Origin of the sequence: Terriglobus roseus (assembly GCF_900102185.1) — a bacterium.
Classification (GTDB): Bacteria; Acidobacteriota; Terriglobia; order Terriglobales; family Acidobacteriaceae; genus Terriglobus; species Terriglobus roseus_A.
In genome coordinates this window covers 2301235-2325520 of record NZ_LT629690.1, presented here as the reverse complement: position 1 = coordinate 2325520, position 24286 = coordinate 2301235, and the positions used below count along the sequence as shown (strand labels likewise).

Here is a 24286-nt window from a genome sequence, read left to right as displayed (position 1 = left end):
ATTGATTCAGCTATTACTTTTGTCCGTATGAATCTGACAGCAGTGCATCGTTGTAAATAACAAAGTTCAGGCGTTCGCCCATTCGTTCCGCGGCACGTTCTAACATGGCTCGCGGTGTTCCACGCTCGCGCACAACCATCAGCGCGAGATCTACTTTGGGCAGGATCTCTTCCACGTCTGACACGCCGACGACTGGCGGGCCATCAATGACTACCCAAGAGAAAGTCTGATTTGCCCAACGAATTAATTCGTTGAGCTTCTTGGCACGGAGGAGACGAATGGGGCGCGCCGCGGGCTTGTTCACTCCCAGATAGAACAGAGGGAGTTCATGTAAGCGCCGCACCGCGGTATGTGCCGATATGTCGCCCAGCAAGACATCGTTCAGATCGTGCGGGGGATTTTCTGGTAAGTAACGATGCAAGCCAGGGCGGCGAAGGTCGAGCTCCAGCAGCAGTGTGCTGTGTCCCGCTTCAGCAAGTGCCCACGCAAGATTGTTTGCGTTTGTGGTCTTGCCATCTCCGATGCCAGGACTGGTAAGTAATACGCTTCCGCCTGCAGGACGCAGGTTGCTGAGGCGGCGCTGCATCAGACGAAACTGCTCTGCGGCTGCGCCGTATGGATCGACGTGGAATACGGAATACTCCTGCGTGCTGTCGACTCCGTCACCCTCCAACAGGGGAACACTATCCAGATATTCTTCGTCATCGACGTGGATATACTCTTGCGCTAGCTGAGCAATCTCTGCATCGTCGATTAACTTCAATTCGCGACGTGTGTGCGTCACGGATTCATGCTTGAGGGAAAGCGAAATCATTTATTGACCTCCCAGCAGAAAGCGCGATTGTGGAAGGCCCCTGCGGATCATAGGAACGTTCTTCATTCCTGGTGTTGTTCCAAGCAACGGAATCTCAGGCAGACAATCCCGCAGTTCGTTTTCTGACTTCACAGTGTTATCGAGAGTTTCAGCGAGGAGCGCGACTCCGATTCCCGCAGCGATCGCGAAGAAGAAGGCACCCAGAAACAAGGGAACTCGCTTCGGTCCGATAGGAGCATCGGGAACACGTGCCTGGTCCAGCATGGTGAAGTTTCCGCTCTGCTGTTCCTGCTCGAGCTGCGCAGCCATCTGTGCGGAGTAGGTTTTCTCCAGCAGTGACCGATAGTGATCGCGGGCCGTACCGTAGTCACGAAGAAGCTGCGAGATCTCTTGTTCGTGCACCGGCGCAGAATCAATCCTGGACTGATAACGGCCGATGGAGCTCTGAATCTTGCGCTGTTCGTCCTGCAGCCGGTTGCGGTCGCGATGGATCAGCTGCAGCCGAGGATTGGTGCTGGTCGCTGAATCGGCGGTTGCCGAAGCAGCGGGGGTGGAATCGGCTGGCAGCGCAGCGATTTGCGCGTCCAAAGCGCGGATTTCAGCTTCCTTGCGGCCTACATCGGGAAAGCTATCCGTGTAGTGTTTGTGCAGTTCAGCCAGGTCCGTCTGCGCTGCGTACCTATCCGCTGTAAGCTTCTGCCGCATCGATGAAGAGGTAACCGGGGCAGCAGTGCGCTGCGAGCTTGTGTCCGGCAAAGAGGAGGTGAGGAGCGCCTCATGATCCAGGCGGCTCTGCGCTTCTGTATTCGCTTGAAGCTCCACTTGCAGGCGCGATAGCGTCTGCATGTTTGCATCGAGCTGATCCGGCAGCTCGCCAAGGTGCTTCATCTTGTAGCTACGCAGCTGCTCTTCGAGATCGTCTAGCTGCGACTTTGTCGTCGTTAATTCATTCGCGAGGAAGGTTGTGGTAGCTTTTGCTTCCTGCTCGCGATCGTGCAGGTTCCACGAGATGAAGGATGCAGCAAGACGGTTGGCAACAGTTGCTACTTCCTGTGCGGAATCGCCGGTATAGCTGAGCGTGAATGCGCTCAGACCTTCCGAGTTATGCTTCAACTCGATGCCGATGTTCTTCCGCATCCGCGCGATCAGCTCATCACGGCTCACCTTATCTCGCAGATTGGAGAAGAGGTGAAGTTCGTCCATGATGGTTTCCAAGCGCGACGAGCTAAGAATCTGCTGGCTCAAAGTATTCAGGCGTTCACTGGCATCCATGGTTGCAATGCTGTTCACGTACTTATCTGAAACACGCTGAGGATTTACCAGGATCTGTGTTGAAGATTGGTAGACATCGGGCATGCTCATCACATAGGTCAATCCCGCTGCCAATACCACGACGGCGACGAAGATGATGAGTCGATAGCGATAACGAATCGCACTCAGTAGCGTATAAACCGCAGCGAGTGGTGATGCTTTGCGCTCATCGGCCATAGCGTCCTCCATTTTGTTTGTTCCAGTTAAAGGCCACGAAGAAGACCGTGCGTGAAAGGTCTGCAACGGGAGTTGCGCCTACAGGAACGGTGCTTGCTGCTGAGCGCTCAAAGTGACGTGCAGTGAATGTCCATTCCGCATTGTTTGAAATGGGGCGATGAAGTTCGACAGAGATGAAGTAACCACTCAGATCGTTGTTCTGAGCTGTTACCACTCCGCTGTGATAGCTGGTGTATCCGCCATTCAAGGCAGCAGTGAATTGCCGCGGACGGCCGATCTGCATGCCACCGAATGCGGACGTCTCCCAGAGGGAGCCAGCGACGTCTCCATTGCCACGCTTACGGCTGGTGCCAACGTAAGCGCGACGGCCGCGATAGCCCTCTGCCGATAGCACCACCTGGTATTGATAGCTGCCTGTGCACTGCGACGCTCCAAAGGCAGGGCCCGCGCCACCGTCGAGTTTGATGGAGTTCGTCAGTTGCAACGTCGCAAATCCCAGAACCGTCGACGTTGTGCAGCTTCCGTTGCCGTAGTATTGCTGCACGCCGTCTGCGCGCACACCGACCAGGAAGGCTTCGCTGAGATACTTGCGAACGGAACCCGTCACGTCATACTGACGTGTGGACGGAGCGGCGCCCAGGAAGTTCTGAAAGCCTAAGTTGGCACCGAGAGAAATAGCCGAAGTCTCTGACGTCTGGTGATCAACAATTCCCGATACATATTGGCGCAGAGTGTTTCCGGAGATAACGCCGGCAAGAACACTGTTGTTATCAATCGCTGTTGTGTTTACGGAAGCGAGGCTCAAAGAGCTGCTTGCCCGCGCGGCGTCGGCACCGTAGCCGTTTGCAGCATTCACTCCCCACGTGGTTCTGCGTGAAGGCGAGTGGGTCACATTCAGCGTTGTCCACTGATACTGCTGCATATCAAGGCCGCTGCCGGGAAACAACTGGAATGTGGCGTCATGGCGCAGCGAAAAGTAACTCGTACGGCTTCTGGAAGCCATACCGAGTGTTCCCTGAAGGCTAGTGAATTGCGACGAGACGCCAGGGATGTTGTTCACAGCTGAATCGTGTCCATAGCTGCCGGACACACCAAGATTCAGATCGGAACGTTCACCCATGGCGACGTTGGAGCTGATCCATGATGGCTTCAATTCCTGCGACTCCACCTGTGTACCGCTGGTGGTTGCAGACTGACCAGTAGCCTGTCCCAACAGCGAGAGAGGAGTGCAGAGCAGCGCGCTCGTTGCAAGAAGGATGTACTTTGAAGTGATCATGGGATTACCACCGTGTCACCGGGATTCAAGGTCACGTCGCTGTGGCCGTCCTTGGATTGCGTCATGGCCTTGTAATTCAGAAGCTGTTGATCGCGCTTGTTGTTTGCGCGGATCACCTGAATCTTCTTTTTTGAAGCAAACTCGGTAAGACCACCCGCCTGTGCGATCAGCTGAAGCACTGTGATGGGAGTGTTGAGTGGGTATGCGCCGGGCCGAGCAACTTCGCCCGTGATGTAGACCATGCGGCTGTGAATCTCAGCAACTGTGACCGTCACGTGCGGTTCAACCACCATGGACTGCAGGCGCGTCTGAACCATCTCTTCAACCTGTGTTGGTTCTTTACCGATGACCGGAAGGTCGCCCAAAAGGGGAAGGGAGATCTTGCCGTCAGGACGAACGACCACGACCTGGCTCAGTTCCTTCTCTTTCCATACCTGCACGTTCAACACATCACCGCTTCCGATGGTGTATGCAGTGGTTGCTGCTGAAGAACGAGTATCCGGCAGTCCTGAGGTCGATACCGCCGACTTGGTCACATTCGCCGTGGCCTGCTGGCCGCTGCAGCAAACTGTGCAGAGCAGGAGCAGCGGTATGCGTAGTGCGCTCCATATTGTTTTCCGCATCGAATCCATAGCCCTTTCCTTCCCACCGATGGGAGATGCAACCGTAGAGCCAAAGTCCGATAGCGTGAATATGGCCAATTCAGGGCTTTCCTGTGATGTGCGGCGGGTGTAGACGAAAAAGATGTGCAACTCCCTGCACACTTCCTTTCATTGGTTTCGCACTAGTTCCCGATAGACGGAAAGTGTCTGTTTTGCGATGGTGTCCCAGCTGGTGTATAGCTCCTGATTTTGTGCAGCTCCAGCAGCCAGCGTGCGGTAGATAGAGCTGGCTTCTCCAGCGGTGGATATCCCCAGCAAAAGTGAATGAAGCGCCTCGGTCATGGCGGCTACGTCCCCCGGCGGCACGAGAAGCGCATTTTCTTTATTCCGAAGGAATTGCCGAAATGGCGCCAGATCAGAGGCGATGATGGGTTTCCGGTAGGTCAGTCCCGTGAGAAGTGCGCCGCTTGTGGTGATCGCGCGATAGGGATAGACCAGAACGTCGGATGCCTGGAAGAAGAGCGGCAGTTCCGCCGTTGTGATGTAGCGAATCTCCGGGCGAATGCTCTCTGGGAACTGCTTTGCAGCAGCGTTGACCAGACCGGCTTCAGATGCTGGTCCGGTGCCTGCGATCAATAGAAGTGGTTTGGTGGCAGTGTCAGGCCAGCTCGACATGCATCGTTCCCACGCCTGCAGCAATAGATCCAGGCCCTTGTACGGAGCCATCACGCCTTGCCAGAGAACTACCGGGCGGTCGTGTTCGATATTCAAGCTGGTTCGAGCAAACGACCGCTCGTTGCCTGTTTCGATGGGCGCTTCAAATAAAGGTCCGTGCGGAATGACAGAGATGTTGTGCGCATTCACGCCAAACTGTTTCGTCAGTTTTTCAGCTACGTCAGGCGAGTGGCAGATGAGCCGGTCTACGGTTGTGTAGAGGCGCTCATAGGTCGCCCGCAGCGAATCTCCACTGTCGTGTGGCAGCAGATTATGTACTGTGTGCACCACAGGTATGCCGAGGCTTTGGGCGCACGCGATGGTGCGGAAGTCATCGTTGATTCCGTGGTTTAGCGCCGGCAACTGCTGTAAATGCAGTACATCCGGGCGCGTTGCTAAGGAATGCTTTAACTGCCAGCGCAAGGCTGCAGAGTTGGCCATAACCGAGAGGAGTCGTGCTGCTCTCCTGGCGGGCGAGGGAAGTTTGCTCGCATAGTGAGAGGAGAACGGGCCGGGGTTTGGTGTGACTCCCTGCGACCTGAAGTAAGCAGGTTCGCCGGCAACATCGGTAGTGATGAAGCGTACGGATGCGTTGGTATTGAGCAGAGCCTTAACGAGCGCTGAGCTATACCAGGAGGTGAAGCAGAATGCGTCTGAGAGCCAGATGTTCCATTCGCGATCGCGTTTCGCCACATTCGATCCCGATGGTGATGACGCAAGTGTTGGCGCAATCATGCCTGCATATCCATACGGTCGGCGTGCGCCAGATGTCGTTGAGGCTGGCGGGTGGAGGCCACCGTGCGATAGACCTTCTGATACTCGGCCGTCATCGTCGCAACATCGAACTGTGCTGCGGCTTTTTGTGCTGCTCTGCGCTCCACGCTCTGACGCAGAGCTTCATCCTTCAACAGGGTAAGTACTGCATCTGCGAGCTTCTCCGGGCTGTCAGGAGGCACGAGGAGTCCTGCATGTCCGTCTTCGAGCAGACGAGGGATTTCGCCTACTGCGGAAGCGACGATCGCCTTACCCGCAGCCATTGCTTCAAGAATGGCCAGAGGCATGGCTTCCATGCGCGATGGCTGGACGACGATGGTGCAAAGCTTCAAGAAGTCCGCCGTGTCATCGCAAAAGCCGGGCATGTGAAATGCGTTGGCTACGCCTAGTTTCGCGGCCAATGCTTCCAGGCTTTCGCGCTCTGGCCCTTCTCCGGCGACACAGCAGTGCAGGTTAGGGTATCGGTCCAGGATCCGAGGTAATGCCCAGAGTAGGACGTCGACGCCCTTTTCCTTGGAGAGACGCGAGAGGCATCCGATCACAACAGGCTGATCTTGTCTGGAGTGATTGCTTGCGGCCTGGTACTTTGCTACATCGATGCCGTTGGCAATCATGCGAATACGGCGCACTTTGTTGTGACGCAGTTCAGTAATGATGCCCTGGGAGACTGCGATCACAGTGTCGAACCAGCGCAGAAATATCTGGTCTAGCGCTGCATATTTTTGCAGCGCATTCGTTCGCTTCGTCCAGTTATGGCATGTCGCAACAATCGCGCATCCGGCAAGTCGTGCAGCGAGGAAGCCATAGATGTTGGCTTTGTAACCGTGCGTATGCAGAACATCAATGCGATTGACCTTCAGGAAGTTGGCGAGATCATGAACTGCGCGCCAGTCCCAGCGGCCGCGGCAACGGAGATTCCAAACCGGAATTGAATTCTGATCAGCCTCTCGAACGACCTGCGCACAGGATGCTGAGTCTGCATTGAACAAGCCGAGATAGACCTGTTCCCCCGCTTGATTCAGCGAGCTGGCCAACAGATTGATCATTCGTTCCGCACCGTAGAAACCCGAGCTGGACACAAGCTGTAGTACTCGCATACTGCCCCCTAATTCGGTGTCGCTCGGAACAAGTGAGACCAAAGCTTCTGATACGCCTGGTCGCCAAGTAAACGCTTCACACTATTGCGTGCCTGATACATGGAGTGGATCCTGCGCACGGTCCCCCAGTCGCCGCTGGCGTAGCCGTTGATTGCTCGCAGGCTTGTCCGGCGCTGTATGGCAAAACGGCCGACTACAGCAGGCATGTGCAACGTGTCCATCGTGATTGCAGGGCGGAAATAACCGGGCTCTGAGGTATACACGGTTTCGTATCCGGCCAGTGCGCATGCGCGCAGCACTTCTTCATTCCATCGACCACCTGGCATTGAAATGGTGGTCACGGGCATGCCCAGTCGATCCTCGAGGGTCTGGCGTGATCCCGCTAACTCTTCGTACATTCCAGTGGCGCTGCAGGAAGTAAGAAAAGCGTGTGTGGCACTGTGCGACCCGATGCCGTGTCCTCTGGATGCGAGATCACGAACATCCTCCCAACTCATGAATCCATTGCGATGGCCGATCCAGGTACTGGGAAGAAAAAAATGACCTCGGAGCCCAGCGGATTCCAGCAGAGGAGCCGCGAATTGAAGATTGGAATCGTGCCCGTCATCAAAGGTGATGACGAGTGATTGAAGCGTGCCGTTTATGGCATCGCGCATGGTCCACAGATGCTGCAGGAAGAGATCAGGCGTAATGCAATATACGTCGTTCACGGTCACATCGTGGATCTCGTGATAGCAAAACGCGTATACCGGAGCATCTTCCGGCTGGTCAGTGGTGTTCATGCTCGACCGTCCCCCACACTATGGTTCGAAATGGGTGTTTTTGGGGTGGAAACACCGACACGATTCTTTCGATCCAGGATCATGGAACCCAGGATCAGGCCGCCTGAGAGGAGGAAAAGGCACAGCACCGGGCTGCGGCTGAGCAATCCATCCAGGAGGCGAAATGAAGTTTCAAAGAGCAACGTCATGCTGTACATGCCGTACGTACCTCCTGCGTCTCCGTTAACACCGAAGGCATCTTCGGAACGTCCACGGTATGTTCAACCCGTTGCATGGCCGGAATGTCCCGCATAAGTGCGTCGCACGTGGCTTCGGCAATGGAGGTCATTGCATTGTTGTTGAGCGTGTTGTTGATGATCTGCGAGGTGTTTGCCAAGTACACTCCGGCAACGGGTGTGCGTGCCGGTGGGGCGATCGTCGAATAGTCGATGGTCGGTACGGGCTGAACGTCCTTGCTGCGGAAGACGTAGCGGCTTTCAATGTCTTCTTCCTGCAGGTCAGGGAAGATCCGCTTCAGGTCTGGCTGAATGAATTCCCATATCGCGTCGTCGGTTGCTGCGAAGAGTGGGTCCGTGGGTGATGTATATCGCGGCAGATAGACCAGGTGACGTCCGTTTGTTTCCTGCTCCGGATCGATCAGGTTGGTCATTTCAATGACGCCTGTAAATCCGATCTTTTCCGCGACATTGGTCACGTAGTACTGCGAAAGCTTCCGCTTCAGCACGAGAACGGTGCATACGATGCCCATGTACACCACCTGTCCCAGCCGCTCTTTGTAGAGGTGGTCGTCCACCTGAAGCATGGAGGCGACAACGCGATTGGGAGTGGTAAGTACGACGCCGTCGACATAGATGTCCTTATGCCGCGCGCGAATCAGGACGCTCTCTCCCGGTACATCGGTTCTGCCGGGGCCAACACTACGGATATCGACGCCAAGGCTTGTCTCACCGTGCAGCGAATTGACAGTGTGCTGCAGACGCTTGAAGACTGTTCCGTATCCTCCGTGCATATAGCCGAGGCATTCCTGTGTTCCGGGGCCCTTCTCGCGTGTGGACGCAAGTCGGACAATGGTCCCCCAGAGGAATGCGGCGGAAGCGTACTTGCGCATCTCGCCCAGCTTGCAGCGCAGGAGCGGTTCCCAGATCTGGGAATAGACGTGCTTGCCGAAAAGGCGACGCGTCCACTGGCACAGTGGAATGCCTTCCAGCTTGCGTCCGTTCTTGAGTTGCGTGATGTACCACGTCATGATCGCCAGCCGAGCTTTCGAAAACAGGGAAAGATGGCGATAGCGAAGCAGGTCAGTTGGTCCGGTCATCTGATGAAGTTCGCCGTGAGCAAACAGACCTACTTCTGTCTTATTCCACCGAAGCTGATCTTCGAGACCGAGATCCTTGATAAGTCCAAGGAGCGGCTTATCGGACGTGAGAATGCAGTGGTAATAGCGGTCCCAATTGAAGGAGCCATAGGACTGGGTTGCGCTCAATCCGCCGAGCTCAACCTCGCGTTCCAGAATGGTGACGCGGTAGCCGGCGCGCAACAGGCGAAAGGCACAAACCATGCCGGTAAAACCGCCGCCGATAACAGCAATGTGTGACTGTCGGACTTCAGCATTCTGCATATCTAGACGCTCCCTGCCACCATGGCGGCCCCGCATGTGATTAGCCCTACTGCAATCCAGCGCCACTTCGTAACCTGTTCCCGTAGGAGAATTGCCGCCAATCCTGTTACGACGACATAGCCCAAACTCATCAGCGGATACGCGATGGAGATATCCAGTCGGCGCAGCGCAAAAATCCAAAAGACCATGGCGCCCAGGAACAGGAAACCCCACAGAAGCAGCCAGGGGATTGCACGATATCGCTCTTTAACGACCGAGAGAAGATTGGTCGTGTGCTTTAACGTGATCTGCGCGAAAGACCCCATCGCGATACTGACTGCGAGAGAACCCCAGGCAAAGGAAAGAGAAGAGGTCTGGATTAGCATTCGCTTTCCTTTGTGTTGGTTTTCGATAACAGCACGATGCCGGTAGTCATTACGAAAATTCCGCACCAACGCAGCGGGCCCATCCCCTCATGCAGCAGGAAGTGCCCGATGAAACCCATCAGCACATAGTTGATCCCCGCGAGCGGGTAGAGGTAACTGATGTTGCGCTGTGCCACTGCGGCGAACCACATCACAGTTCCCAATCCGTACACGCAAAGGCCGATGACAACACCGGCGGTGAGAGCCAGGGGCCACTCCAATAACGTTCTGGAGAAAGCCCCATGTCCCGTGAGCCCCAGCTTGATCAGTGTTTGACCAGCCGCAGCCAGCAGCACAGAACCGATCACCAACAACTCTGTCTTGTATCCGTTCATGTGAGTCTCGCCCTTAGGAAACTGCCACCACAGGAGCCCGTCCCGGAACCGGCATCTGAGGCGTCCACTGACGATCCATGGGATTGAGTTTCGGCATGCGCTTACGTGCCATACCGGACTTCAGCGAAATCGGCAGTCCATCGAGTTCCAGCGACTTCTGAGCCGCTTCCAGAATGCGGACCACGCGGAGACCGTCCTTCGCATCGCTGCGAGGTGTCAGGCGCTTGTTCACGCACTGGATGAAATGCTGGAATTCCAGCTTCAGAGGCTCGGTGGTAGCCAGGTGCGGGATCTGGATATCTCCAAACCGGACCTGGATCGCTTCGCCATACGAGGAGGTCGCCTGCTGCTGAGCGCCGCTGTCATAAATACGGAGCTTTTCCGTTGCGGCGGCGTCGTCGAACACCAGCATCTTCTTGCTGCCCACCACGGTGGTGCTGCGCATCTTATGCGGGTCAAGCCAGGAGATGTGGATGTGTGCCATGCGGCGGTTCTTGAAGAACAGGCTCAGGAACACCACGTCTTCAATTCCGTCCTGAATGTACGACTGGCCACGGGCGCTGACGTCCACCGGCTCTTCACCCAGAATGTAAAGGATCTGGGAGATGTCGTGGGGTGCAAAGCTCCACATCGCGTTCTCATCGCCGCGGATGCGGCCCAGGTTCACACGCTGCGTGTAGATGTAATAGACATCTCCCAGCTCGCCAGCCTGCACAATGTCGCGAATCTTATTCACGGCAGGGTGGTATTCCAGAAGGTGACCGACCATCAGAACCTTGCCACGCTCTTCCGCGAGTGCCATCAGTTCTTCCGCGTCAGCGACATTCAGAGTGAACGGCTTCTCGACGAAGACGTCCTTATCCGCGAGCAGAGCCTTCTTCGCCAACGGATAGTGAAGGATTGCCGGCGCGGCAATCGCAACTGCTGTAATTTCCGGGAATTGCGCGATCATTTCGTCAAGAGATGCAACTGTTTGCACACCCCAGTTGCGCTCCGCCATCGTACGGCGGTTCTCGCTCAGGTCGCTGCAAACCACCAGATCGCAATCAGGCAACTCATATAGGCAACGTGCGACGTTGCAACCCCAGGCCCCGAGACCCACCACACCAATCTTCAAGCGCGTATCCATGTTCGTTCCGTCTCCCCAATCTAGGAATCGTTTGCTTGTGACTGTGCAATTGTTATGCCAATACAAATGGCGGTTTCAGGGGTAGGTTTCAGGCCTTCGGGGCCAAAAGCAAAATAGAGACGCAAAGTTCTGCATACTGTTTGCACACCGTCACGTTACTTTCCGTTGTTATAGATACGGGGAAGTTATAAAAGCCCAGACATTGCGCGCGAATTTATAAGGTCTTCCATTCTTTTTGGGTTTGGTACGCACCGTGCAAGATGTCCCGGCATGAACAGCGCAACTCTCGCATCACGTGCCCATCAGGTGGAGCGTCAACTCGATAAGCTCCAAGCGAAGACTGCAAAGGTTGGCGTCATCGGCCTTGGATATGTCGGTCTGCCTCTCTCACTCTTGTTCTCGGAAGCGGGTGTCGCTATCCAGGGATTTGACATCGATACGGCTAAAGTCAGCCAGCTTGAGGAAGGGAAGAGTTACATCTTCCGTATTCCCCCAACTGAGATCGAAATGGCTCGTTCGCAGGGATTCCGTGCGACGACCGATTTCTCGAAGATCTCCGATCAGGACGCAGTTATTGTCTGCGTACCAACCCCGCTCACAGAGCATCGCGATCCCGATCTCTCCTTCATCGAACGCACCGCGGAGTCCATTGCTCCCTGGCTGCGCCGTGGACAGCTCGTTGTGCTTGAGAGCACGACCTATCCCGGAACGACAGAAGAAGTGCTCATTCCCATCCTGAATGCCGGCAGCCCGGAAGGTCTGTGCGCATATGAAGAGGGAATGGATCCGGATGGCGACGTCTTCTTCGTAGCCTTCTCGCCAGAGCGTGAAGACCCAGGTAACAATACGGTCGCTCGTCGCGATATCCCCAAGGTGATCGGTGGCCATGGAGCGCATTCGGGACGCCTGGCATCCGCTCTCTACAACAACATCTTCGCCAAGACTGTGTCGGTTTCGTCCACACAGGCTGCGGAAATGACGAAGCTGCTTGAGAACATCTATCGCTGCGTCAACATCGCACTGGTGAATGAACTCAAGATCCTGTCGCAGAAGATGGGAATCGATATCTGGGAAGTTATTGACGCCGCGAAGACCAAGCCGTTCGGCTTCCAGGCCTTCTATCCGGGCCCTGGCCTCGGTGGTCACTGCATTCCGATCGATCCGTTCTACCTGAGCTGGAAGGCGCGTGAGTGGAACTTCCACACCCGCTTCATCGAGCTGGCAGGCGAGATCAACGAAGGCATGCCGCGCTATGTGGTGCAGGCTGTGGCCAATGCTCTGAACTCGCATCGTAAGTCGATCAACGGCTCACGCATTCTGGTTCTGGGTATGGCTTACAAGAAGGACATCGACGATCTCCGCGAGTCACCCTCGCTCGAAATCATCGAGATGCTGCAGGACGAGAAGGCAATCGTGGAATACAACGATCCTTACTTCGCCACCGTCGGCCGCGGTCGTCATTACGACCTGGGTATGACCTGCACACCGTTGGATCGTATCGCAGAGTTTGACTGTGTCGTCATCGCCACGGATCACTCGGACTACGACTACGCTTCGATCGTCAAGAACGCACAGCTTGTAGTGGATAGCCGAAATGCAACCCGCGGCATTGAATCTACGAAGATTGTGCACTGCTAATCGACGTCGATAAGAAAGAAAGGGAGATACATCATGGGGCGCACGCGCACACAATCCCTACCGAGGGTTGCGATAGTCATTCCTGTCTGTAACGAGCAGGAAAGCTTGCAGGTTCTCAGAATACGTCTGGCTGAACTGCAGCGCGGCCTCCAGGATCGCTTTATCGTCTTCTATCTTTTCGTGGACGATGGCAGCACTGACCGCACCGTGGAACTCATTCCACGGGCGGTCCCCGACGGGGCGGCGTTTCAGATCGTCTCTCACGGTACGAACCGTGGCTTGGGCGAAGCGTTCCGTACTGCCTTTCAAACTGTGGGGAATGCCGAGATTGTCTGCACCATCGATGCAGATTGCAGCTATCGTGCAGACAATCTCATCCCCATGATCCAGCGCATTATCGAAGGTAAGGCGGATGTCGTTGTGGCTTCTCCGTACCACCCTCAAGGTGGAGTTGACGGAGTTCCTGCATGGCGGCTTGGACTTAGCCGGTGGTGCTCGCAGCTCTATCGTGTAGTGTCGCCAGTCAAGCTCTACACCTACACCAGCATGTTTCGTGCGTATCGCGGCGCATTTGTACGCGAAGCACAATTTCAAAGCACTGGTTTTGTTTCGACCGTTGAAATTCTCATGAGTGCGTCCTATATGGGCTATCACATTGAAGAATTCCCGGTGGTCTTACATCGCCGTGTTGCAGGAACAAGCAAGATGCGGATTCTACGTACAGTGGGCCAGCACCTTCGTCTTGCATCCGGTTGCATTTTCTCCAGGGAACGTGGGTACCCTCCTTTTTGCTCGTCAGACCACGACGCGAACGTCTCCGCGGAAAACGAGACAGGACCGTTCATGAAAGTTGCAGGAAATAGCCGCTAACTGGCGGCATCCGAGGGGTGACAAAGAGCTATGAAAACAGAGTTTGTTGTTTCTGAAAACACTCTTATGGAAGAGCAAGACAGAAACCGCCAATATCCCGACGTGAGCTTCGGCAAACACGTTGTTGTTGGTCAAGGGGTCAGCATTGGCGAAGGGACGGTCATTGGAAACCATGTTGTCCTGCATAGCCACATCACCATCGGCAAGGATGTCCGCATCGATGACGGTGTTGTCATCGGAAAGAAGCCGATGAAGTCAAAGGCAAGCGCGACGACAAACATTCGTGAGCTGATGCCTACCTTCATTGGAAACGGATGCCTGGTCGGGAGTAACGCAGTTATCTATACCGGATCCATCGTTCATGACGGTGTGCTGATCGCAGACTTTGCAAGCGTTAGAGAAGATACCAGCATCGGCGAGCTCACGATTATTGGTCGTGGTGTGGCCGTGGAAAATGAAGTGACAATTGGCCGGTGTTGCAAGATTGAAACCGGCGCGTACATCACAGCGAAATCGAAGATCGGTGACCTTTGCTTCGTTGCGCCTGAAGTGACATTCACGAATGACAATTTCGTCGGACGCACACAGGAACGCTTCAAACACTTTGGTGGTGTAACGATGCAGCGCGGTGCTCGCATCGCTGCGAATTCCACAGTATTGCCGGGCATCACCATTGGAGAAGACGCACTTGTTGCTGCTGGATCTGTTGTAACGCGCGACGTGCCTTCCGGCATGGTGGTTATGGGATCTCCTGCACGCGCCATCCGACCAGTACCTGATGAACAGAAGCTCCAACCCTCCACAGACAAGAAGACGGGAGTCAACTAATGAAGCTTCTTTCTGTTGGTGGCACGAGACCTCAGTTCGTCAAGATGGCCATCATGTCGAAGGCGATTGAAGAGTTCAATCAATACGCCTCTTCTCCGATTGATCATCGTCTGCTTCACACGGGGCAGCATCGTGATCCCGGTATGTCCGACATTTTCTTCAGTGAGCTCGGCATGCCAAAACCGCAGGTGCTGAGGAACACTCCGGCACATACGCCGGGGCTGCAGACGGCGATCATGCTCGCTGGTATTGAAGCAGAGATGATCAGCTGGAAGCCGGATGCGGTGATTGCCTATGGAGATACGAACTCGACAATCGCATCTGCTCTCGCAGCAGCGAAGTTGCATATTCCGCTCATCCATCTCGAAGCCGGGTTACGCAGCTTTAATCGCGTCATGCAGGAAGAAATCAATCGCATCGTTACAGATCAGGTATCCGATCTGCTCCTTTGCCCGACACATGCTGCAGTAGAGCAACTCCGTCTGGAAGGGCTAGGCGATCGTGCCGTATTTGTGGGCGACATCATGTTGGATGCCGTTGAACAGTTTGGCAATCTTCACCGCGAAGCCGCGACGCTGCGCGATCTTCCGGTAAAAAACGGTGGATACGCGTTGGTCACGCTGCATCGGGCAGAAATGACCGACGATAGTGCGAAGCTCTCTTCGATTTTGAGTGCGTTTCGTCAGATCGATATTCCGATTGTTTTTCCGATGCATCCGCGTCTTCGGAATCGCCTGGCACAGAGCGATAGCTCAGTCTTTCTTGGAAGTCATGTGCACGTTGTCGAACCTGTTGGCTATCTCGAGATGCTTGCGTTGCAGCGGAATGCACGCTTCGTCATGACAGATTCGGGTGGACTGCAGAAAGAAGCGTATTTCACGGGGGTTCCATGTCTCACGCTTCGTGAAGAAACTGAATGGCGCGAGACTCTGCATGGCGGGTGGAACATGCTCGTGGGCAGTGATCGTGAACCGATTATCCAGGCGGCAAATGCACTTGTGCATAACGGTCCATCGGCCGAACCACGCAATCTCGACTTATTCGGAGGCGGGCTTGCCCGCAAACGTAGTGTCGATCAAATCGTAGAAATGGTGAGGGCAGCATGAAGAGAGTACTTATTACGGGAGCAGCAGGATTCCTGGGTTCCCACGTGACGGATAGGATGCTCGCAAAGGGCTACCACGTAATCGCAGTCGACGACCTGTCACACGGTCATATGCGCAATCTCGAAGCGGCCTCGTCGCATTCCTCTTTCGAGTTTCACGCAGTTGACGTATGTGATCTTCCAGCTCTGCGAGAGGCAGCTGGTAAGGTTGACAGTGTTATCCACCTTGCCGCTTACAAGATTCCACGCTACGAAAACCCAAAGAAGACACTGCTCGTTAACTCCATCGGCACGCAGAATGCGCTGCAGGTTGCGATTGAGAGCGGTGCACGCTTCACCATTACTTCCACGTCCGATGTATACGGTAAGAGCCCTGACGTTCCGTTTGCAGAAGATGGAAACTGTGTCCTGGGACCAGCAACAGTAGCTCGCTGGGCATACGCGGCATCGAAGATGTTCGATGAACATCTGGTGCTTGCGATGGCAGAAGAGGCAGGCATTTATGCCACAGTTCTTCGCATCTTTGGTTCGTATGGCCCACGCCAAAATCTGACATGGTGGGGTGGTCCGCAGTCGGTCTTCATCAACGCGATTCTGAATGATGAAGTTATTCCGATTCACGGCGACGGCATGCAGACGCGTTCCTTCACATTTGTGGAAGACACGTCACGTGGCATCGTTGCGGCGGCCGAAGCGACCACGGCGAATCTTGAGATTGTTAACATCGGTAATAACCGAGAGATAACGATTCTTGATTTGGCCCGTGAAATCCACCGGTTGTGCGGCAAGCCAGGCGAGCCCAAGATCAACATGATTCCTTACGATGCGATCGCCGGTCGTAAGTATGAGGATGTCCTGCGGCGCGTTCCAGATATTCGGAAGGCAGAACGGCTGTTAGGATTCCGCGCCTCTGTGCAGTTGGAAGAGGGGCTTGTTCGTACTATCGAATGGCAGAAGGAACAGATAAGGAAGGAAGCATTGGTTAATGCATAAGAAAAAGGAGAGGGTAACCTCTCCTTTCTTATGTTAGTCCCAAGTAATAAGGCTCCCCAAGTTACCTTGGGGAGCCTTTAATGGTTACCTTAGACCGGAAGCGAAGATCCGCCACCCTGCATGTCATAACGAATAGGTAGGCGGGTTTCTTTCAAGCGGTAGTGCTCGATTTTATACAACAAGGTGCGATAGCTGATCCGCAGAGCCAGAGCTGCCTGCCGGCGATTCCAGCGAGCCTCTTCCAGAGCCTGTTGGATCAAGCGGCTTTCTGTCTGATCCTTGAAATTCCGCACGATTGAACGCATTTCGTTCACGCTCACTTCAGGCTCAGGAGCATCTTTTCCACACGATGGAACCTTCGCCACCTTACCCAGGACCTTAGCCTCGATGTCGGAGATCGAAGACTCTTGTCCTTTTAATACCTGCATGCGAATAACTGCATTACCTAGTTCGCGCAAGTTACCGGGCCATTCATATTCCTGCAATATAGACATCATGCGGGGCGAGATATAAACCGGGTCCTGATGGAACGCCATTGCTTGCCGCTTCACCATTTCCTCAATCAAATATGGTATTTCTTCACGCCGTTCACGCAGCGGTGGCACCTGGATGGTGAAGGTGCTGATGCGGTAATAAAGATCTTCGCGGAATAACTTGTCTGCGATTGCACTGTCAATATTGACATTGGTTGCGGCGATAACACGGACGTCAGCTGTTGATACCGTACGTGCGCCCAGGCGAGAATAGCGACCATCCTGGAGTACATGCAGCAGTTTCGCCTGCATTGGCGCGCTCATTTCGCCAATTTCGTCCAGTAGCAATGTCCCTTTATCAGCCTGTTCGAACCGGCCAGGCTTTGCCTTCACGGCACCTGTAAAGGCTCCCGCTTCGTAACCAAAAAGCTCGCTCTCAAGTAGGTCAGGAGGCAGAGCTGCACAATTTACTGAGCAGAATGGATGTGCCGCACGACGCGAATGCTTGTGGAGAAGATTGGCGATAACGTCTTTTCCTACGCCACTCTCACCCAAGATAAGTACAGGTGCGTCAACTTGAGCCAGCAGGCGGATATTCTCATAGATCCGCATCATTGCCGGGCTGGCGGCAAGAAAATAGCGGTTATTCGGAAGATCTTCAATATGTACAGGCCGCGATTGTGCAGGCTCAGCATCGTAGGAGCTTGGCGAAACTGGAAGCTCTTGAAGATAGGTCAATACTTCTTCAAGTTCAGTAGGACGAAGCGGAACGCCAAGTGTATGTTGAATTCCTAATTGCTCGGCATCTGATGCCCACGGGCTTACGCCTAGTGGGAGAGCAATCCAGATCCTATCTTTTCCTACGAGCCTGACAATATTTGCTAATGACCGTTGATCTCGCGGTGGGCGGGCAGATACATCGATGACAACTGCATCAAACGATCTATTGTGGATAGCGCTGAGCGCTTCTGTGAGCGCTTCGAACGCGACTACATCATGACCTTCAAAGGTCATGGCAGTTACAGCGGCTTGAAGGAAGGGAGTAGAGGGGCTGATAAGAGCGACTGTGCGTGTACGAAGCATAGTTTTGAGGTCCTTGGGGCCTATATGTCGCGGAGATACGAAATAGCTATGGAAAATCAATTTTTAGGAGTATCGTTAGAACGTTTCGATAATCCCCCTGATTTCGGTCGTAGAAAGCGTGAGCTTCCTATGCGTGAACGTGACTTCGCGACTCAAGACTTACGGCAAGGTTCCCTGGGAAAACGGAACTAGCGCCGTGCAGCCATACATTGAGTGATGTGAGGGATAGAAGTTGAACGAGCACTGATACAACCGCTGACAAAGTTCTGGGCGTCGCAATTGCAAATACCGTCCGGAATCGAGACAGCGTTGTAAGACCTAACAAGGTCGCGAAGACCATCAGAAGGTAATGAAACAAAACTAAAGCCCGGCCGGAGAGTCGGGGATCAGTACGCAAGTCACTCGCAACAAGCAGATGGAACACTTTACTGGCAGACATAGAAAAGCACTCCTAAGAGTAAAAAGAGGGTTTGAGCCCTCGAAGAACAGAATTCTCCACCGTTGAGATTGAGCCGCGGCTTCGTAATTCTGGGAACTTCATCACGTTAAGACTTAGCGCGACGGAAGTCCTCAAAAGAACGGTTGAGGCGGATCAAAATTAACGGATTTTCTCCAAGGTCCTTTATATGAAGCAGATACTGCATTTTGGTGAGTACACGTTTGAGCCCAACCAAATGGTTGTCATGCGTGGGATTGAGATAATTGATATGCCTCAACGCCAGCGAGAGGCGTTGTCGCTGCTCTTACAAGCCAATGGAAAGACAGTAAGCAGGGAAGAATTTCTGGATACTGTTTGGAAGGGCGTCGTCGTTGAAGAGCACAACCTTACACAAACAATCTTCATGTTGCGCAAGGCTCTCGGTAAGCTACCGAACGGCCGCGAGTACATAGAGACAGTACCCAAGAAGGGGTACCGTATATCCCTGGGGGCCCTAACCCAGGGTAACTCCCTATCCACCTCAAACTCGGAATCTGATGTTCTCGATAAGTTGAGAGAAGATTTCGTTGGCGCACGGCCTAGTCAAACTTCACACCAGGTTGTGACTGTAAAGTCGTCATTGTTTATTGGACTGATTGCTGTATTCGTTTTTGCCGTGGTTCCTATTTTTGGAAATGTTTATAACCAGAGAGAAAGCCTTCGCTCGGTGACGAAGCTCACACGAGATGGATTTACTAAGATCAGCAGGGCGCCTTTGATTCTCGACAAAGGCATGCTCGTTTTTACTGAGCTCCGTGGCAAGAAATCCTATCTGGCTTCTGTCTCAGTCGATGGTGGAACCATAGCGGCAGCTCCTCTGAATGCGACAAATGGGTATATTTCGGCGGTTCGTTCGTCGCGGGCAGAAGCACTTGTCTCCAGAGACGATCGGGATGGTCCCATCACCGCGGTAACCCTTCAGGGACACCCATCTCAATCAGTTGCTGAATTGTTTGGTCGATCAGCTTCGTGGTCACCAGACGGTACACAAGTCGTGTATGTGTCCCAGCAACGGGTCATGCTGGCGAATAGTGATGGTCAGGATGCTTCAGTACTTGCGAGTCCTGCAGGTACACCCTTTTGGCCATCTTGGTCGCCGGATGGGAAATCGGTGCGCTTCTCAGTCCATGAGGCAAATGAGCAAAAGAGCCTGTATGAGGTGGACCTAGCCGACCGTAATGTTACTCCGGTCCTAAAAGGTGATCCTCATGAGCATCATGCTTGCTGTGGCTCATGGAGTTCCGACGGTAAGTACTTCGTCTATGTCGTCGACGGTGAAAGTTCTTCTTCAGTCTGGGCTAGACGCGAGAAGTTATTTCGATGGAAAAGCACGGGTGATCCTTGGGAGATTGCAGCAGGCCCAGTTGATTTCTGGCGATCACCCATGCTGAGTCCAGATCTGCGTCATCTTTATGCGATGGGTGTGCAGAGCCGACTCTATCTCACTATGTTGAGTCATAACTGCGAACCGTTACTTCGAGATCTTTCGGTGTCGTCGTTGAGTGTGTCGCATGACGGTGAGTGGATTGCTTATACCTTGCACCCGGAAGGAAGCCTCTGGAAGAGCAGGCTTGATGGAAGTGAGCGAATTCAACTCTCAGCCCCAGGCGAGTTCGCGAAATTTCCACAATGGTCTGCGGACGATCGTACCCTCATCTATGTCAGAGAACGAAACGGTGAGAACACGATTGGTCGCGTGAATGCAGCGGGAGGAGGCGCACGGACCACAGTCGCAGCAATACGAGATGTGAGACAGATTGCCTACTCACCATCGGGCGAGACGGTTGCATTCGAGTCGCAGTCAGGTGGCAATCGCCTGGAAAGTGCAATCTTCACATTGACACTTGGGGACCAGAAAGTAGAGGCGCTTCCTGGAGGATCGGGACTGTCATCACCGAAGTGGTCATCCGATGGCCGTTATCTATCGGCGGTATCGAACGATCAATCGAAACTCAAGTTGTTTGATGTGGCTTCGCGTACCTGGCACGATGTTTCTTCTTCCACCACGATCGGCGCGCAAGCGTGGGACCGAAAGAAGGACGCACTCTACTTCATTGAAGCCCGCGAGGGGAGCTACGTACTTATGAAGTATCTCGTTGCTGGCGGGAACCTCACGGAGGTGCAGAAAATGCCCGAACGCTATGACGAAGATTATTCGTCGAGCGTTCTGGAAGTAACGCCCTCTGGAGAACTATTGTTCGGTTATTCAGTTGGTGAAAATGAGCTATACGACATTTCGATCGATCTTTCGTGATCTTAGGTCGCGTACATAAATGTGGTGATTGCAGTGAGTGCCAACCATTAGTTGTTTGATGGTTGGCATTTCTCTTTTCTTCTGTGCCACTGCGGCAGAATAGGTTGGAGTAACAAATGTGATTTGGTACTCCGCCACACCCCAACGCGACAGCTCCCCAGGCATGCGAATCATTGCATCACCGAAACATACCAACCAGCTATTTGCGAAAGAGAAGCGTCACGCTCAGAAGCGGTGGTGGAGGGATTGTAGGGAAATGTTTGCTTGAGTCCCTCGAGTCTTCCCTGAGGTTTCAAGCGATGTCACTATTGCCACTAAGCCATTACATTTATTGGATTTAGTGGCGGGGACGACGGGGCTCGAACCCGCGACCTCTGCCGTGACAGGGCAGCGCTCTAACCAACTGAGCTACGTCCCCAAAGTGCGTTCACACTTTGTTGTTTCTGGGTGTTCGAGGTTTGTTCCTTTTCAGGACCAGACCGAACTGCCCAACAACAAGATTGAGTGTATCAGGTTTGATTGCCGTTGGCGCACTCGGTCTGAACCTTTTCCTGTGCATTTCTTTTCATTTGTGCGACGGTGGCTTATCTTTCGGTGCTTTCTTCCGATTGCAGTTTGGCTTCGAGAGTCAGGGGAAGTTCTTCTGCGGGCGCGTCCTCGTACTTGCTGCTCTGCACGCGCTGGGCATGGTAAATACCGTTGTGACCAGAGAAGAGATAGCTGAGGATGCACGCGATCGCGGCGTAAGCACCTGCTTCGGCTCCGAAGAGCTCCATGGCCATAAGCGTTGAAGCCAACGGGGTGTTTGCGGCGCCTGCGAAGACCGCGACGAAGCCCATGCCGGCAAGGAGGGAAGACGGCAGGGGGATTATCGAGGACAGAGCATTGCCCATCGTGGCGCCGATGAAGAACAGGGGAGTGACTTCGCCACCTTTGAAACCCGTACCCAACGTGACGGCGGTTAAGACGAGCTTGGCGGCGAAATCGTAAAACGGCAGGTGTGTGTGAAACGCGGCGACGATTGTAGGAATGCCGAGTCCCAGATACTTGCTGGTATGTGCATAGCCGATGCCGAAGACGGTTACTGTAACCAGCAGTCCACCAACGACGGGACGCAGTTCCGTGCGGTGGATAAGGCGGCGCATGGTGCTGGCGATGGCATGGGTTGTCCGCGCGAAGAGCATGGCAACAAGGCCGAAGAGAACGCCCGCAATCGACGCGTAGAGGATGGTGCGCACGTTGAGGCTGGGCACTTCGGAAACGGTGTATACCGTGTGGCGAATGCCAGGGATCACGGGTTCCCATGCGCGTGTGACCAGGTCGCCTACAAAGGCCGCCAGAAAGCAGGGGGCAATGGCGTCGTAGCCGATGGCTCCGATGGCGAGTACTTCCATGCCGAAGACGCCGCCTGCCAGCGGTGTGCCGAAAACCGAGCCGAAGCCTGCGCTGACGCCGGTCATCAACAGGATGCGGCGATTCTGAGGCGATAGACGCAGCGGACGCGTCAGTTGGTCGGCAAGGGATGCGCCGGTCTGCACGGCCGTTCCTTCGCGGCCTGCAGAGCCACCAAAGACATGGGTGAGGAACGTGCCGATCAAGATCAACGGCGTCATGCGGAAGGGGATAACGTCTTTGGGATTGTGAATCTGTTCCAGGATGAGGTTGTTGCCGCCTTCGACCGATTTGCCGAAGTGGCGATACATCAGGCCCATCAACCAGCCCATCGGGGCCAGCAGCAGAATCAGCCAAATATGGCTTTCGCGAAGATTCGTTGCGTAGGTCAGCGACGCCAGCAAGATAGCGGATGCTGTTCCAGCGGCAATGCCAACGTAGCAGGCAAGGGGAATCCAACGCAGCAGGTGACGCACCATGCCGAAAGATTCGTTAAAGATTTGTCGGAAATCAATTTTGGGCAATGGGCCTCCTACTGTCGTAGGAGTCATCAGCTCCAGCCCGTGGGCTGGGCATCAAGGCGAACCCCATCGCCTTTTGGTTGCTTGCTGCGAGAACGGTGATGATGGTGGGCAAGGAGGGATTCGAACCCCCGACATCCTGCTTGTAAGGCAGGCGCTCTAACCAGCTGAGCTACTCGCCCGTTCCTGATACAGAATAACAAACTTACTTGAGGATGTACGGTGTTGCCGGTGGAAGAATCTCATCGGGGACCTTCGGCAGGGCTGATGCGGGCAGTTCTACTGCTCCTGCAAGGCCTTTGCCGGTGACGTTCTTAGTGGCCAGCAGTGGACCATTAAAGCCGGTGACAGTCACATTGCGAATGTCGACGTGCGTTGCATTGGCTATTTCCATGCCTTTGCGGCAGGTGCCGGAGATGTTTGCCAGAACAAGGCCATCGAGTGGCTTCTTGGGGTGAATCTCGGTCGCAAGTAGAAGCTGAGGCACATCGTTTACGCGGATGTCTGTGAAGCGCAAATTGCGTAGCTGCGGAAGACCTTCGTCACCGGGAACGGGGTCTTGATCCTGCAGGCCGCTGCCGAGGCTGTTGAGGCGAAGGAAGCCTTCGCGACAGCCAGAAACTTCGATGTCGCGGAAGGTGATGTCTTCAATGAATGCGCCGCGTCCGCTGCGCGTTTTGATGTACACCCCGTGCGTATATGCGGAGAGGATTTTGCAGTGCTCCACCACCACGTTGCGCACGCCGCCGGACGCTTCAGAGCCGATGGAGACACAGGCCCAGCGCGCGTCGGTAAAGGTGCAGTTGGAGATGTGAATGTTCTCGGATGGGCGCGCCATGCGATAGGCTTCCGAGCCGCGTCCGCTCTTGATGGCGATGCAATCGTCCACCGTGCGGAAGATGCAGTTGTCGATGACCATGTTGCGGCACGAGTCAGGATCGATGCCGTCTGCGCCGCTTTCGATGGTGACGTTACGGAACGTTACGTTGTCACTGAGAAGCGGATGGATCGACCACATGCCGAACTGCTTGGTGAAGATGTTGTCCACGGTGACGTTGCGACAGTTGGTGAACTCAATCAACGCGGGCAAGCGCATGCGCGTACCTTTTTCCAGCCGACCAACAATCGCAGAGCTGCCAATGATGCGGCCCGGTCCTGTGATGCGAATGTTCGATGCATCCACTGCGTTGATGAAGGCCGAGTAGCCCTTGATGAACTTGCCCTCCCAACGGACCTGCGCTAGAGGATAGTCCTGCATGTCCGGTGAGCCGGTGAGTGTAGCGCCTTCTTCGATACGTAAGGTGGTGTTGGAATGCAGCTGCAATGCGCCGCTGAGATACTCGCCTGTGGAGAGGATGACTTCACCGCCGCCGAGCAGGGAGCAACGATCCAAGGATTGTTGCAGGGCAAGTGTGTCTTTGGTCTTGCCGTCGCCTGTGGCACCCATCTCTCGCGCATGAATGGTGACTCCCGACGGTTTCGAAGTCGCTGATGAGGCCTTTGCGTGCTGCGCCTCGTTTGCGATCCATGGGAGTCCGACAGCGGCGGCTGCGGAGGTTTTGAGAAATGTGCGGCGGGGAAGCGGCGTCATGCCCTGCAGCTTACTGCTTCATTGCAG

General features: G+C 54.5%; 20 protein-coding genes, 2 tRNA genes and 1 riboswitch. Of the genes, 6 read left to right on the top strand and 16 right to left on the bottom strand.

Annotation, left to right across the window (positions count from 1 at the left end):
* Nucleotides 1-13 precede the first annotated feature (13 nt).
* From BLT38_RS09790 to BLT38_RS09735, 11 genes are all read right to left on the bottom strand, one after another.
* Nucleotides 14-814 (bottom strand): tyrosine-protein kinase family protein, encoded by an 801-nt coding sequence (locus tag BLT38_RS09790; RefSeq protein ID WP_083345007.1) that lies wholly within the window; start codon nucleotides 812-814, stop codon nucleotides 14-16.
* Nucleotides 815-2302 (bottom strand): GumC family protein, encoded by a 1488-nt coding sequence (locus tag BLT38_RS09785; protein ID WP_083345006.1) that lies wholly within the window; start codon nucleotides 2300-2302, stop codon nucleotides 815-817. It lies immediately after the preceding gene.
* On the bottom strand, nucleotides 2292-3578 hold the full coding sequence (locus BLT38_RS09780) for a hypothetical protein (protein WP_083345005.1): 1287 nt from the start codon (nucleotides 3576-3578) through the stop codon (nucleotides 2292-2294). Before BLT38_RS09780 ends, BLT38_RS09785 begins: the two co-directional genes overlap by 11 nt.
* Entirely contained in the window at nucleotides 3575-4210 is a 636-nt protein-coding gene (locus BLT38_RS09775) for a polysaccharide biosynthesis/export family protein (protein WP_083345004.1), read from the bottom strand. The genes BLT38_RS09780 and BLT38_RS09775 overlap by 4 nt, the downstream gene beginning before the upstream one ends.
* 138 nt (nucleotides 4211-4348) lie before the next feature.
* Nucleotides 4349-5629 (bottom strand): glycosyltransferase family 4 protein, encoded by a 1281-nt coding sequence (locus BLT38_RS09770; protein ID WP_083345003.1) that lies wholly within the window; start codon nucleotides 5627-5629, stop codon nucleotides 4349-4351.
* Nucleotides 5626-6765 carry a glycosyltransferase family 4 protein gene (locus BLT38_RS09765; protein WP_083345002.1) on the bottom strand — a complete coding sequence of 380 codons (1140 nt, stop codon included), beginning with the start codon at nucleotides 6763-6765 and terminating at the stop codon, nucleotides 5626-5628. Before BLT38_RS09765 ends, BLT38_RS09770 begins: the two co-directional genes overlap by 4 nt.
* A gap of 8 nt (nucleotides 6766-6773) precedes the next feature.
* Nucleotides 6774-7547, bottom strand: a complete 774-nt coding sequence (locus BLT38_RS09760; RefSeq protein WP_083345001.1) for a polysaccharide deacetylase family protein — start codon at nucleotides 7545-7547, stop codon at nucleotides 6774-6776.
* Between the two features lie 184 nt (nucleotides 7548-7731).
* Nucleotides 7732-9165, bottom strand: coding sequence for an NAD(P)/FAD-dependent oxidoreductase (locus tag BLT38_RS09750; protein WP_083344999.1), 1434 nt, complete (start codon nucleotides 9163-9165; stop codon nucleotides 7732-7734).
* 2 nt (nucleotides 9166-9167) lie between these two features.
* Entirely contained in the window at nucleotides 9168-9530 is a 363-nt protein-coding gene (locus BLT38_RS09745) for an EamA family transporter (RefSeq protein WP_083344998.1), read from the bottom strand.
* The gene (locus BLT38_RS09740; RefSeq protein WP_083344997.1) at nucleotides 9524-9904 is read right to left on the bottom strand and encodes a hypothetical protein; all 381 of its coding nucleotides are present in this window, start codon (nucleotides 9902-9904) and stop codon (nucleotides 9524-9526) included. The genes BLT38_RS09745 and BLT38_RS09740 overlap by 7 nt, the downstream gene beginning before the upstream one ends.
* A 13-nt stretch (nucleotides 9905-9917) precedes the next feature.
* Nucleotides 9918-11033, bottom strand: a complete 1116-nt coding sequence (locus tag BLT38_RS09735) for a Gfo/Idh/MocA family protein (RefSeq protein WP_083344996.1) — start codon at nucleotides 11031-11033, stop codon at nucleotides 9918-9920.
* A gap of 270 nt (nucleotides 11034-11303) precedes the next feature.
* Between BLT38_RS09735 and BLT38_RS09730 the strand changes: the two genes are divergently transcribed.
* The 5 genes from BLT38_RS09730 to BLT38_RS09710 are packed head-to-tail and all read left to right on the top strand — an operon-like array spanning nucleotide 11304 to nucleotide 16467.
* Nucleotides 11304-12671: a nucleotide sugar dehydrogenase gene (locus BLT38_RS09730; protein WP_083344995.1), complete on the top strand. Its 1368-nt coding sequence runs from the start codon at nucleotides 11304-11306 to the stop codon at nucleotides 12669-12671.
* Nucleotides 12672-12704: 33 nt separating this feature from the next.
* The gene (locus tag BLT38_RS09725) at nucleotides 12705-13541 is read left to right on the top strand and encodes a glycosyltransferase (protein WP_083344994.1); all 837 of its coding nucleotides are present in this window, start codon (nucleotides 12705-12707) and stop codon (nucleotides 13539-13541) included.
* Nucleotides 13542-13571: 30 nt separating this feature from the next.
* Nucleotides 13572-14369, top strand: a complete 798-nt coding sequence (locus BLT38_RS21035; protein ID WP_083344993.1) for an N-acetyltransferase — start codon at nucleotides 13572-13574, stop codon at nucleotides 14367-14369.
* Nucleotides 14369-15475 (top strand): non-hydrolyzing UDP-N-acetylglucosamine 2-epimerase, encoded by a 1107-nt coding sequence (gene wecB, locus BLT38_RS09715; RefSeq protein WP_083344992.1) that lies wholly within the window; start codon nucleotides 14369-14371, stop codon nucleotides 15473-15475. The genes BLT38_RS21035 and wecB overlap by 1 nt, the downstream gene beginning before the upstream one ends.
* Complete coding sequence (locus tag BLT38_RS09710; protein ID WP_083344991.1) at nucleotides 15472-16467, top strand: NAD-dependent epimerase/dehydratase family protein; 996 nt, start codon at nucleotides 15472-15474, stop codon at nucleotides 16465-16467. The genes wecB and BLT38_RS09710 overlap by 4 nt, the downstream gene beginning before the upstream one ends.
* An 89-nt stretch (nucleotides 16468-16556) precedes the next feature.
* On the opposite strand, the gene BLT38_RS09705 is transcribed toward BLT38_RS09710, so the two are convergent.
* On the bottom strand, nucleotides 16557-18023 hold the full coding sequence (locus tag BLT38_RS09705) for a sigma-54 interaction domain-containing protein (RefSeq protein ID WP_083344990.1): 1467 nt from the start codon (nucleotides 18021-18023) through the stop codon (nucleotides 16557-16559).
* Between the two features lie 626 nt (nucleotides 18024-18649).
* Here BLT38_RS09705 and BLT38_RS09700 point away from each other — a divergent pair.
* Nucleotides 18650-20755, top strand: a complete 2106-nt coding sequence (locus BLT38_RS09700; protein ID WP_083344989.1) for a winged helix-turn-helix domain-containing protein — start codon at nucleotides 18650-18652, stop codon at nucleotides 20753-20755.
* Between the two features lie 341 nt (nucleotides 20756-21096).
* Here the strand turns inward: BLT38_RS09700 and BLT38_RS09695 are convergent.
* The 4 genes from BLT38_RS09695 to BLT38_RS09680 all read right to left on the bottom strand — a co-directional run bounded on the left by BLT38_RS09695 (nucleotide 21097) and on the right by BLT38_RS09680 (nucleotide 24259).
* Nucleotides 21097-21173: transfer RNA gene (locus BLT38_RS09695), tRNA-Asp, on the bottom strand.
* Between the two features lie 166 nt (nucleotides 21174-21339).
* Nucleotides 21340-22626, bottom strand: a complete 1287-nt coding sequence (locus BLT38_RS09690; protein WP_083347021.1) for a voltage-gated chloride channel family protein — start codon at nucleotides 22624-22626, stop codon at nucleotides 21340-21342.
* A gap of 55 nt (nucleotides 22627-22681) precedes the next feature.
* Nucleotides 22682-22751, bottom strand: a riboswitch (Fluoride riboswitch).
* A gap of 22 nt (nucleotides 22752-22773) precedes the next feature.
* Nucleotides 22774-22850 (bottom strand) — tRNA-Val (locus BLT38_RS09685).
* A gap of 23 nt (nucleotides 22851-22873) precedes the next feature.
* Nucleotides 22874-24259, bottom strand: coding sequence for a glycoside hydrolase family 28 protein (locus BLT38_RS09680; protein WP_083344988.1), 1386 nt, complete (start codon nucleotides 24257-24259; stop codon nucleotides 22874-22876).
* Nucleotides 24260-24286: the final 27 nt, after the last annotated feature.

What these genes read in the sequence shown, in the direction of transcription:
- BLT38_RS09750 (WP_083344999.1), bottom strand. Translation starts at nt 9,165, where the DNA reads ATGCAGAATGCTGAAGTCCGACAGTCACACATTGCTGTTATCGGCGGC.
- BLT38_RS09760 (WP_083345001.1), bottom strand. Translation starts at nt 7,547, where the DNA reads ATGAACACCACTGACCAGCCGGAAGATGCTCCGGTATACGCGTTTTGC.
- BLT38_RS09710 (WP_083344991.1), top strand. Translation starts at nt 15,472, where the DNA reads ATGAAGAGAGTACTTATTACGGGAGCAGCAGGATTCCTGGGTTCCCAC.
- BLT38_RS09730 (WP_083344995.1), top strand. Translation starts at nt 11,304, where the DNA reads ATGAACAGCGCAACTCTCGCATCACGTGCCCATCAGGTGGAGCGTCAA.
- BLT38_RS09785 (WP_083345006.1), bottom strand. Translation starts at nt 2,302, where the DNA reads ATGGCCGATGAGCGCAAAGCATCACCACTCGCTGCGGTTTATACGCTA.
- BLT38_RS09690 (WP_083347021.1), bottom strand. Translation starts at nt 22,626, where the DNA reads ATGGTGCGTCACCTGCTGCGTTGGATTCCCCTTGCCTGCTACGTTGGC.
- BLT38_RS09735 (WP_083344996.1), bottom strand. Translation starts at nt 11,033, where the DNA reads ATGGATACGCGCTTGAAGATTGGTGTGGTGGGTCTCGGGGCCTGGGGT.
- BLT38_RS09740 (WP_083344997.1), bottom strand. Translation starts at nt 9,904, where the DNA reads ATGAACGGATACAAGACAGAGTTGTTGGTGATCGGTTCTGTGCTGCTG.
- BLT38_RS09790 (WP_083345007.1), bottom strand. Translation starts at nt 814, where the DNA reads ATGATTTCGCTTTCCCTCAAGCATGAATCCGTGACGCACACACGTCGC.
- BLT38_RS09700 (WP_083344989.1), top strand. Translation starts at nt 18,650, where the DNA reads ATGAAGCAGATACTGCATTTTGGTGAGTACACGTTTGAGCCCAACCAA.
- BLT38_RS09765 (WP_083345002.1), bottom strand. Translation starts at nt 6,765, where the DNA reads ATGCGAGTACTACAGCTTGTGTCCAGCTCGGGTTTCTACGGTGCGGAA.
- BLT38_RS09770 (WP_083345003.1), bottom strand. Translation starts at nt 5,629, where the DNA reads ATGATTGCGCCAACACTTGCGTCATCACCATCGGGATCGAATGTGGCG.
- wecB (WP_083344992.1), top strand. Translation starts at nt 14,369, where the DNA reads ATGAAGCTTCTTTCTGTTGGTGGCACGAGACCTCAGTTCGTCAAGATG.
- BLT38_RS09745 (WP_083344998.1), bottom strand. Translation starts at nt 9,530, where the DNA reads ATGCTAATCCAGACCTCTTCTCTTTCCTTTGCCTGGGGTTCTCTCGCA.
- BLT38_RS09775 (WP_083345004.1), bottom strand. Translation starts at nt 4,210, where the DNA reads ATGGATTCGATGCGGAAAACAATATGGAGCGCACTACGCATACCGCTG.
- BLT38_RS21035 (WP_083344993.1), top strand. Translation starts at nt 13,572, where the DNA reads ATGAAAACAGAGTTTGTTGTTTCTGAAAACACTCTTATGGAAGAGCAA.
- BLT38_RS09780 (WP_083345005.1), bottom strand. Translation starts at nt 3,578, where the DNA reads ATGATCACTTCAAAGTACATCCTTCTTGCAACGAGCGCGCTGCTCTGC.
- BLT38_RS09705 (WP_083344990.1), bottom strand. Translation starts at nt 18,023, where the DNA reads ATGCTTCGTACACGCACAGTCGCTCTTATCAGCCCCTCTACTCCCTTC.
- BLT38_RS09725 (WP_083344994.1), top strand. Translation starts at nt 12,705, where the DNA reads ATGGGGCGCACGCGCACACAATCCCTACCGAGGGTTGCGATAGTCATT.
- BLT38_RS09680 (WP_083344988.1), bottom strand. Translation starts at nt 24,259, where the DNA reads ATGACGCCGCTTCCCCGCCGCACATTTCTCAAAACCTCCGCAGCCGCC.